We start from the raw sequence: 8,378 nt of genomic DNA on the forward strand, positions 1-8,378 counted from the left end.
ACAAGGCGGTTGTCGATGCCTGCTGCGAGGCCTGGAACAAGCTCATGCAAATGCCGGAACGGATTGCTTCCCTGACCCAGCGCAAATGGGCAGCAATAACGGTCACCGGATAGGGCCGTTGGTATAAATCCGCAATAGGCGTAGTCGACACAGTCGTCACAACCTGCCTCCTAGCATGATACGATAAAAGATCATAAATGATGGGCTCCCGTCATTCGCTAGACGATAGCTATCCTGGTGTGGATAGCTATCGTCTATTGACTTGCCTGATCGCGATCGCCTAGGGTCTTTTTGTCAACCGAGGAGACCTGGACATGCCTGACATCGCATTCGCGATCCCGAAAGGCGGCGCCCGCACGAACATTATCGGAGCCATGAACGACAAGGCCCGCAACACCACAGAGGCGTTGCCCGCGGGCGCCGGAGGTGGTCAGCGAGCCACGTGTGGTGGGACCAGATCGCCACTCCCGTCCCGCACCTGGCGCCCAGCCCAGTAGATAATCCCCCATTATCCACGCGCCCGACATTGTGCCACACTCGGCTTGCCAGGATCGCCGTAAGCTGCTGAACTGACGTCATAGTCGATGAGGACGAATGACCATGGCGCTGCAACTGGGCGCGGTGCGCGATGCTTTCCGCGCCGCGAAGGTTCCCGACGAACTGGCGAACCGCGCCAGTGAGGAACTCGCCGGCTATGCGGACCGGCTGGCGAGGATCGACACGCGCCTGACCCTGCTCGGCTGGATGGTCACCACCAATGTCGGGCTGACCGTGCTGCTGCTCGGGTCCATGCTGGCCCTGTGGGCCCGGCTTGGCGAGATCGGCGGCCAGGTGGCGCAGATCGCCCGGACGGTGCACTGATGGCGCCGGTCGTCCGGACGCCCTCCATCGCCGGCGATGCCGATGGTGCCGTGCCGACCACGGCGCAGCAGGCCGCCCTCGATGTGGCCAAGGGGTATGCCACTCAGGCCCTGGCCCAGGCGACACAGCGCGCCTACCGCCAGGACTGGGAGGATTTTCGCGGCTGGTGCCGACGCAACGGATGGCCGGCGCTACCAGCGGCCCCGACCACGGTCGCAGCTTACCTCGGCGCGCTGGCCACGACCCACAGCCGCGCCACCCTGAAGCGGCGGCTGGCGAGCATCGGCCAGTACCACAAGGCCGCCGGCTGCGATTGGCATCCCGGGCACGCGGCGATCCGCGCCACCTTGCAGGGCATCCAGCGCCTGCACGCCACCCCGGCCGTCCGCGCCGCGGCGCTGACCACCGAAGAGATCACCCGGCTGGTGGCGACCTGCGATGGCGGCCTCACCGGCCTGCGCGATCGCGCGCTGATCCTGGTCGGCTATGCCGGCGCGCTGCGCCGGTCCGAACTGGTCGGCATCGCCCGCGAGCACCTGACGATCACCCATGTCGGCCTGCGGCTGTTCATCCCGAGCAGCAAGACCGATCCCGAGGGGGAGGGGGTGGAGATCGGCATCCCGAAGGGGGCGCAGGCGGCGACCTGCCCGGTGCGCACCCTGGAGGCCTGGCTGCGGGCCTCGGCCACCACGGTCGGGCCGGTGTTCCGCCGCATCGACATGTGGGGCGGCATTGATGCCGCGGCGCTGCATCCCAACGCGGTCTCGACCATCCTGCGCCGCCGCGCCACGCTGGCCGGGGTGACGGTGCCGGCGCAGGAGCGGCTGTCGGCGCATGGCCTGCGGGCTGGGTTCGTCACCGAGGCCTACCGCCAGGGGGCGCGCGATGAGCAGATCATGGACCACACCCGCCATCGCGATCTGCGCACCATGCGCGGCTATGTGCGCCGCGCCAAGCTGTTGAGCGACAGCCCGGTCAAGCTGCTCGGCCTGTGAGGGACATGGACGACGATCGCACGCATCGTAGGGCGGGCATGCCGATAGCCGATAGCTATCCGCTACCGGCCCGGACACGCCGCCGCACACGCCGGCCGGGGACAGAAGGTCCGCGCCGCGGGCGGCGGAGCCATCTGCCGGCCAGCCTGTGGCCGCTGGCCCGGCCGGCGCTGTCTCTGCCGCCACCGGCCGGGCCTGATGTCCTGTGCATGCCCCACCCGGATTGGCTGTCCCAGGTCGTGACGATCACCGGTCCGGCTGGGGATATCGCGGCGTTGCGCGCGGCCGCGGCCGGGGCCGGGGTGACGCCGTGGGTGTACGATTACGACGCGTTGGAGGAGGGCTGGTTCCTGTGGCTCATCGGACCGCCGCGGCGCGTGCCCTCGGTCGCCGCCGCCCGGCTCTATGCCGCGCAGTTGCGCGAGGCGAATGCACAGGTGCACGAGCGGGCGATCGGGTTCGTCGGCATGGTGCGGACCTGCCCGTTCGACCTGCACGCGCTGGTGCCGGTGCCGCCAGCGATCCTGCGCCTGCCGGAGACCGATCCGGTGGCCCTGACCTGGCTGTGGCAGCACTGGGGCACCACCTGGCCGCTGCGCGATGTGCGGATGCGGCCGCTGGATGCGGCGGAACTGGCGGCACTCGGGGCAGGGCAGGGGGCGTTCCGGGTGGCGCTTGTCTCGGCCGACTGGACGCCCTGGCCGGTGCTGGCGATGATCCAGGTGCGCTGGCCTGCCCTCACTGTGCGGGTGGCGGTCGATTATGGCTGATCGCGGAGGATAGCCATCGTCTAGCGGAGGGCTATCGTCGTTCAACTGAAAATCAGTTATATACCATCTAAGAGAAAGATCCTGCGAGTTAACGGGATACATTCGCGACGAACAAGAATAGGAGACTGGTTGTGGACGACAAAGAAGTCCATCAGATATCGACGACCGAAACCAAGCTGGACATCCAGCGGCGGCACGGCGAACTGAAGAAGCGCGACAGCGACATGCGTCACGCCGCCCTGAAGGGTGTGTCTGAACAGACAGGTCCCTTATTCAAGGCCCTTCATGCGGAGTGCGCCGTGACGAGATCCCGCCCACCAATCCGTTCGGGGTCTACACGAAACGATAATCGACATCGTTCAACTAGATGATAGCTATCCCCCTGGGGGATAGCTATCATCTACGACATCGGGTATGATTTTTCTCCAGGACCATGAGGAGCCTGCCCATGCCCACGATCGCCTTCGCCAGCCCCAAGGGCGGCAGCGGCAAGAGCACATCCGCCGTCCTGCTCGGCATCGATCTCGCCGAGCGCGGCGCCACCGTCACGCTGATCGATGCCGACCCCAACCATCCGCTGCTGCGCTGGAGCCGCCGTCCCGGCGTGCCCGCCACCCTCACCGTTGTCGCCTGCCACGGCGAGGAGCAGCTCGTGGATGCGATCGAGCTCGCCGCCCGGCAGACCGCGTTCGTCATCGTCGATCTCGAAGGCACCGCGACGAGCGCGGTCGGGGTCGCGATGTCGCGCGCCGATCTCGTCATCATCCCGACCAAGGGCTCTGACCTCGATGCCGCCGAGGCGGTCAAGGCGATCAAGTTCCTCCGCTTCCAGGAGAAGGCCTATCGCCGGAGCATCCCGTTCGCCGTGCTGTTCACCCAGACCCGCCCGGCGATCCGGCCGAAGACCCAGATCAACATCGAGCAGCAGCTCGCCGAACAGGCCATCCCGATGTTCGCCACCCAGCTGCACGAGCGCGATCCGTACCGCGCGGTGTTCTCCTTCGGCGGCACGCTGCGCGACCTGCTGGACAACAAGGCCATGCGCGGGGTCGACACCGCCATCAGCAACGTCCGGCTGTTCAGCAACGAGGTGGTGGCGCAGCTCGACCGGATCACCGCTGTGGCGGAGGCGGTGCGATGAAGGTCGCCGTCTATGAAGCCTTTCGCAGCCTCGGTATCGCCGAGGACAAGTCTCTGAAAGCCGCCGAGGCGCTGAGTGCGCGCGACACCGATGTCGATGACCTGAAAAGTGACATGCGCCTGGTGAAGTGGATGGTGGGCGCCCTGATCGGACTGTGCCTCATCATCCTGGGCAGCACGTTTACGCTCATGCCGCGCGTGGGCGATCTTGGCGGCCAGATTTCCCAGATTGCACGGAGCGGGCACCCATGACCACCAAGCGGGCACAGTTGTTCGACGAGGTGCCGGACCCGGACCTCGCCCGGTTCACCCCGAAGGCCAGCCGCAGCGCGGCGCCGCCGATCGAGCAGGTGCGGGACGTGGCGCAGGCGGCGGGGTTTCCGACCCGGGAGGCGAAGCGCGTCGCGCCGATCGCCGAGCGGCACTACTACCGCACCGGACGCGACACTCAGTTCAACACCAAGGTGCGCCCCGATGTGAAGAACCGGTTCGTCGCCATCGCCACCGAGGACGGCGTGCCGCTCGGCAAGGTGCTGGAGGATGCGCTCGACGCCCTGGAACGCCAGCGGCGCGGACGCTAGGGGTGGGCCAGCACCGGATGCCCGGCGCTGGTCCCTCTGGTGTGTCGTGACAAACGGATGGTCAGGTCAGGTGGATACCGGGTGCGGCGAGCAAGGATGCCACCAGGTCGTGACAGGCGATCACCCGCGCATCGTCTGTCGGTCGGAACCAGGGCACGTCCGGATGGATCGTCTGGAACGCAGTCCGGCCGTGCAGCAGGGCCTGGCTCAGTACGGTCAGCTCGACGGCATGCAGTGCGCCCATGGTGACCGGACCGATCTCGCCATCGACCGCCACGGCGAGGACCGTCTGAAGGTAGCGCACGGCGACCTCCGGTCCGGCCAGCGCGGCGATGTCGAACAGCTGGATGCCGACGGCACCCATCTGCGGACAGCGCAGCGCGTTCCAGAACCAGGTGCGCAGCAGCGGCAGGAAGGTCTCGCGCGGCAGCGCCCGGAACGCCGTGAATGAGGTGACGAGGGCGTTCTTCTTGGCCCAGCCGGACCAGACGTGCCAGGACACGCCCCAGCTGACAGCCGTATCGCGGTCACTGCCATCCTGGCGGAATGCGTGGCCGCTGTGCGCCGGCTGCCAGAAGAATGCGACCGCGCGTGGAAAATGGTCTGTCATGACATCCCTCCGGTCCGGCTGGCTCACCGCATGGTGGTGTCGATGGAGTATGTCAGTTGAGGTTGACGAACGTGCCGGCGGCGCCACCGCTCAGGGTGTACTCGGTGACGGCGAACGGCAGGATCTGGAACTGCGTGGACGCGGCCAGGGCCAGGGTGAGCGTGGAGCCGTCGAGGAAGGTGAACGTCACCGACCCTGGGGCGGTGACGAGGTAGCCGACGGCATGGCCGGCCGGATACGCGGTGCCCGCCGTCATCACGGTGGCGCCGGTGTAGCTCGTGCTGGTCGGGATGCGATTGGTCTCGGAGACAACTGACGACGTGCGACCGCCGGGGACGTTGAGCTCCAGGATCACGCCCTGGGCGCCCTGGCCGTTGTTGGTGTTGACGTATTCGTCGGCCCAAGCGGCGGAACCGCCGGCGATCAGGAGTGCCAGGATCGTAACGAACCGGGTGATCGACATGAAGACATCCTCTCTTTCACTGAGGTGACGGATGATCAGGGATCGGCGACGCGCAACAGATGGCCGCGGACGTACAGGGGATGGTTATGCATCAGCACGGGCCGCCCGGTTCTGGTGAGGGTCGTTGCGTGCGGATTTCCGCCCTGCAGTGCCATACCGCCGGCGGCTGGGATGAGGCGAATCCCGCCACGGACGGTCGGTGCTGCGCCCGCGGCCTGCCCACGACCAGAACCGGCACGGATCTCCGATGCTGCGGCGACGGCCGGTGGTTCGCCAACCAGGATCTGCCGCGCCGGATCTGGTGACAGTCCGAACTGCTCCGCAACGCGGCAGGATCCGCCCACCAGTCCGACAGAACCAGAGAGTGTCGCGATGACCTGATCCGCGGCGATACGCGGTGACGTGACCACGACGCTGATAGACCCGGGGGTTGGCGCCATGCCATACCCGGTCCCGACCACCAGTCCCGATGATTGGCCGTGCAGCTGGGCAACACCTGGTGATGCGACGATGGTGGCCGAGGCAGCATGGTCTGAGGCCTGGCCGGTGAGGGTGGTGTTACCGTGTCCCGGGGTGAGGGCCAGGGTGCCCGCCAGGATCCCTGGAGTGCCGGCCAGGATCGTGGTTGCGACGCCGGGGTCGGTGTGGCCGGATGCGGCCGGTTGGGCCGCTGTCCCTGTCAGGGTGACGTATCCAGGAGCGCCGGAGACCGACGCGGTACTTGTCACGCCAGGCACAGCCCCTGTGCCGGTGGTGGCGCCAGGGATTGGCGCACAGGTCGCCGTTGCGGAGTGTAGGGCGGATGCGCCATGGACGGTGATACCGCCGGGCGCCGGCAGGGCGACCGCGGTCGCTGCCACGATGATGGTCGCGTGACCTGCCAGATCGGTAGCGCCGGGAGTCGGCTGTCCATGGACGGCCGCTGTGACGACCGGCGCCGCTGCCGCCGCACGTAGGGATCCCGGAGTACCGACGATGTCTACCGCGGCCGAAATAGCTGCCGTAAGTCCAGCGACCGGTATTGTACCGGTTTCGCCGACGACGTGACAGGCGGTGGCGATCGTTGGCGCACGTCCGAAAACGGCGACGGCACCCGAGGCCGGCGCGACCCGCGCTCCGGTGGTCACGATGGATGTTCTGCCGGAAACCAACTCCGCACCAACACCAGGTGCTATGACAGTTTTCGTGCCACCTGTCGGTCCATATTTCGTCTCCGCACCAATCGGCGCAGAGCCAATGGGATGCGCGCCGATCATGTTCCGTTAACCCGATATCGCGGAAGCTGTAAGGAACATCTGATCCACCTGTGCATCGGTCAGTCCGATACCCGCTGCAACCAGGGGGATCATCGTGCCATCTCGTGTCCAGGTTGGTGCATTCGCCCAGGCGATCTGGAGTGCTGTGGACTGCGTTGCGATCCACGCCGAAGCGTCGTCATAGAGGGTTTTCCCGGCGTTCACGGCGCTTGGCATGCTGATCAGCACGATCTTCCCCTGCCAGGCCGCGACGGAGTTCACGACGGTGGCCGGGGTACTGGTGGGCGTCTGCGGCATCGCGTTGATCGTCCCGAGCGCCGCCGCTACCGTCGCCGCCGTGACCGATAGGCCGCCGACGCTGCACGTGTAGGGTCCGGAGCCGCTGATAGTGACCGTTCGGCCCCAGGTATCTGTTGTCGTTGTGGTCATCTGATCGCCTATAACGTTTGTGTATTAACGAAACCGGCTCCACCGGTCTGCCCAGATGCGACTGTGCCCGTGCCCGAGCCGGTCATGCTAGTTGCGGTCGGGCCGTTAACGCCGTTACGCGAGTAGACTCCGGCAGTGGGGCAGATTATGTCGATGTTGCCACCATTGCCACCATTGCCGCCGTTGCCGGGCGATCCAGTGCCGGAGCCATTACCACCATTACCGCCATTGCCGCCGCTCGCCTCAAGCGCGTTCGGGATCGCTGATCCAAGCAGTTCACCGACGTAAATTCGGATGTATCCCCCACCACCTCCACCTCCTCCGCCCCCACCACCGCAGTTACCAACGGTCGCCGCCGTGCCAGGACTACCATCGTTCCCGCGAACGGAGATGATGTTTGTAGCGGTATTCGTCCCGCGCTGTATGTGCCGTGCGTAGATTATGCACGAGCCGTTCATAGAGAGGACGTATGCCCCGCTCGCGCGGGTCGGGCGGACGTTACTGCCGTTGCCGCCAGTGCCACCGGAGTTCGTGCCATCCCCGCCACCCCCACCACCACAACCGCCGTTGTAACCGCTGCACGGGAAGGAGACCTGATTGGAATACGCGATGACGGGCGACATTATCGGCCCCGGATAGAAGGGCGCGTTGGCGAACCAGCTATGTCCTCCCACTCCGGCCGCTCCGCCCGCGCCGCTTGAGCCAGCGCCGCCCGCGCCGCCCGCGCCGCCCATACTCGACGGGAAGCCAGCGGTAGCCGCGCCTCCAGCGTTACCTGCGCCCGTGCCACCGCTGCCGCCGTGGCCACTCTCGTAGTTGACGCACCAAACGCTCCCGTAAGTGTAGTAGGCGGTGACGATCGCGTATGCAGCTGCCCCGGACAGGTCAAGGGTGCCCGAGACATAGAGCGTATAGCCGTTCGTCACCAGGAAGCCGGGGTTGGTAATGGTCAGGTTATGGAAGTGCATATCCCGCGCCATGGTTAGGCCCCACGGGTTGGTTATCGTCACGTCCCCGTCGAAGCCGGTTCCGAACAGGCAGGCGCCGCCGAGCCAGTCGGATAACGCCTGGTTGGCGACCTGCACTAGGGCGTGTCGTCAATTAAGCCAAACGACGGCGGCGGCGAGGTGGACCGCGGCGAGGAAGTTGCGGGCAGTCTTGTCATAGCGGGTTGCGATGGCACGGAACTGCTTGAGCCTGGCGAAGAAATTTTCGATCAGATGGCGCGCCTTGTAGAGGTCGCGGTCGTAGGTCCGCGGCGAGCGGCGATTGG

Annotated in this window: 12 protein-coding genes; 6 read left to right on the plus strand and 6 right to left on the minus strand. The window is 66.4% G+C overall.

Going from position 1 to position 8,378, the window contains the following annotated elements:
- The first annotated feature begins 600 nt into the window (after window positions 1-600).
- The 6 genes from CCS01_RS16465 (at window position 601) to CCS01_RS16490 (ending at window position 4,347) form a co-directional block, all read left to right on the plus strand.
- Entirely contained in the window at window positions 601-861 is a 261-nt protein-coding gene (locus CCS01_RS16465) for an integrase (protein WP_146101804.1), read from the plus strand.
- On the plus strand, window positions 861-1,856 hold the full coding sequence (locus CCS01_RS16470; RefSeq protein WP_104519877.1) for a site-specific integrase: 996 nt from the start codon (window positions 861-863) through the stop codon (window positions 1,854-1,856). Before CCS01_RS16465 ends, CCS01_RS16470 begins: the two co-directional genes overlap by 1 nt.
- Before the next feature lie 209 nt (window positions 1,857-2,065).
- A complete protein-coding gene (locus CCS01_RS16475; protein WP_104519878.1) occupies window positions 2,066-2,626 on the plus strand; it encodes a hypothetical protein in 561 nt (186 codons plus the stop codon).
- A 448-nt stretch (window positions 2,627-3,074) separates the two neighbouring features.
- A complete protein-coding gene (locus CCS01_RS16480; protein ID WP_104519879.1) occupies window positions 3,075-3,767 on the plus strand; it encodes a ParA family protein in 693 nt (230 codons plus the stop codon).
- The gene (locus tag CCS01_RS16485) at window positions 3,764-4,018 is read left to right on the plus strand and encodes a hypothetical protein (RefSeq protein WP_104519880.1); all 255 of its coding nucleotides are present in this window, start codon (window positions 3,764-3,766) and stop codon (window positions 4,016-4,018) included. The genes CCS01_RS16480 and CCS01_RS16485 overlap by 4 nt, the downstream gene beginning before the upstream one ends.
- Window positions 4,015-4,347: a stability/partitioning determinant gene (locus CCS01_RS16490; protein WP_104519881.1), complete on the plus strand. Its 333-nt coding sequence runs from the start codon at window positions 4,015-4,017 to the stop codon at window positions 4,345-4,347. The genes CCS01_RS16485 and CCS01_RS16490 overlap by 4 nt, the downstream gene beginning before the upstream one ends.
- Window positions 4,348-4,408: 61 nt before the next feature.
- Here CCS01_RS16490 and CCS01_RS16495 read toward each other — a convergent pair whose 3' ends face one another.
- The 6 genes from CCS01_RS16495 to CCS01_RS16520 all read right to left on the minus strand — a co-directional run.
- The gene (locus tag CCS01_RS16495) at window positions 4,409-4,957 is read right to left on the minus strand and encodes a glycosyl hydrolase 108 family protein (protein ID WP_104519882.1); all 549 of its coding nucleotides are present in this window, start codon (window positions 4,955-4,957) and stop codon (window positions 4,409-4,411) included.
- A gap of 52 nt (window positions 4,958-5,009) precedes the next feature.
- A complete protein-coding gene (locus CCS01_RS16500) occupies window positions 5,010-5,420 on the minus strand; it encodes a Clp protease/crotonase-like domain-containing protein (RefSeq protein ID WP_104519883.1) in 411 nt (136 codons plus the stop codon).
- A gap of 35 nt (window positions 5,421-5,455) precedes the next feature.
- Window positions 5,456-6,148 carry a hypothetical protein gene (locus tag CCS01_RS32900; protein ID WP_146101805.1) on the minus strand — a complete coding sequence of 231 codons (693 nt, stop codon included), beginning with the start codon at window positions 6,146-6,148 and terminating at the stop codon, window positions 5,456-5,458.
- Window positions 6,149-6,682: 534 nt separating this feature from the next.
- On the minus strand, window positions 6,683-7,105 hold the full coding sequence (locus tag CCS01_RS16505; RefSeq protein WP_104519884.1) for a hypothetical protein: 423 nt from the start codon (window positions 7,103-7,105) through the stop codon (window positions 6,683-6,685).
- An 8-nt stretch (window positions 7,106-7,113) separates the two neighbouring features.
- Window positions 7,114-8,190 (minus strand): hypothetical protein, encoded by a 1,077-nt coding sequence (locus tag CCS01_RS35725; protein ID WP_158258442.1) that lies wholly within the window; start codon window positions 8,188-8,190, stop codon window positions 7,114-7,116.
- Between the two features lie 12 nt (window positions 8,191-8,202).
- The coding region (locus tag CCS01_RS16520) for a transposase (RefSeq protein WP_146101497.1) at window positions 8,203-8,378 on the minus strand (176 nt) is incomplete at its 5' end.

Origin of the sequence: Rhodopila globiformis (assembly GCF_002937115.1) — a bacterium.
In the GTDB taxonomy this organism is placed as follows: Bacteria; Pseudomonadota; Alphaproteobacteria; order Acetobacterales; family Acetobacteraceae; genus Rhodopila; species Rhodopila globiformis.